The sequence below is a fragment of the Alcanivorax quisquiliarum genome (assembly GCF_023051175.1).
Lineage (GTDB): Bacteria > Pseudomonadota > Gammaproteobacteria > Pseudomonadales > Alcanivoracaceae > Isoalcanivorax > Isoalcanivorax quisquiliarum.
The window spans coordinates 1-1,157 of record NZ_JALKII010000034.1 but is presented as its reverse complement, the minus strand read 5'-3'; the positions used below and the strand labels follow the sequence as shown (position 1 = coordinate 1,157).

Annotated in this window: 1 protein-coding gene; it reads right to left on the bottom strand. The window is 44.5% G+C overall.

Going from position 1 to position 1,157, the window contains the following annotated elements; genetic code table 11:
* Positions 1–82: 82 nt before the first annotated feature.
* The coding region (locus MU846_RS14500; RefSeq protein WP_246953983.1) for a cystatin domain-containing protein at positions 83–1,157 on the bottom strand (1,075 nt) is incomplete at its 5' end.

Below are 1,157 nucleotides of genomic sequence, written 5' to 3'. Positions count from 1 at the left end.
ATTTTCCCCAACTGAGGTACCTTTTTGTTGGGTCCTTATAGATCTCGAGGGTCTCACTTAAGATGTGACTTGAGACCGGCTATTACTGTGAGCTGGGAGCACAATTGAACTCCACAACAGCGGGATCTTCGGAGATCCAGGGCTGTGAGAGGACGGCTGCCTTACAGGTGTAGCCTGAGTTCTCATCGCTGGCATCAAATTCGAAAGTATACTTGACACCTGCGACTACTTGAGAAGTAGCTCTGTTGATCTTAACCAGAGAGAGCTCATGGCTGTTATGTGATTGGGCATTCAGATTACTCAATGCCCTCTTCAAACACTGTTGGGCAGTGGCGTCTTCAGCGCTAATCTCTACTGGGCAGCCGGCACAGAACTTAGGCTGTGGCCTGCAACTGACTTCTTCGACTTCCTTCTTGTTCAGCCATGGCCTGTACCATACTTGAACATCACAGATTTGGCGGTCCTCATCGAGGATTTGGCATTCTTCTGATTGGCTGTTTTGGAGGCAGTCAGTGGTGGCAACTTCTACAGTAGCTCTGAACAAAGAACCTTCGACAATCTGTTCGGTGGCTTTGAAGAATTTTACAACTTTCATCAAATATTTGGAATTTAATTTTTTTCCAACTGCACCACCGATGATTGGCTTGAGCTCTTGTAAGTCAGAGTTCTTTTCTGCGTCGATCATGAATTCTGATCCAGGAAGAGATCTTTTCTGTTTGTGAGAAGGAACCACCCTGCAACGGTATTCCTTGACTTCCTCACGGTGCAACCAAGCTTGTTCAAAAATAACAAATTTGCAGTCATAGAGAGAGTTAGATTTCAAACCTCTTGCTTCGAAGTCATAAGAATAGATGAAGCCGGCTACAACCTGTTCTTTCAATTCCTTAATTCTTACAAGCTCGACCATTTCATTAGTTGCCAAACCTTTTGGAGCAGCATGTTGGAGTTTGCTTTTTAGGCGTTGATTGGCAGCAGGGTCGTTGACATCTACATTGTAGGGACAGCCTACGCAAGCCCTTGCCAAAGAGGATTGGAAAAGACCAAGAAGTAAGAAAACCATGAGATGCATGGGGCCCATTTTTAAGACTCTTTTTGGTTGATTACTTGGTACCTCACAGTAATACAACTCTAGAAGTCCTAAGACTTGAAAGACAAAT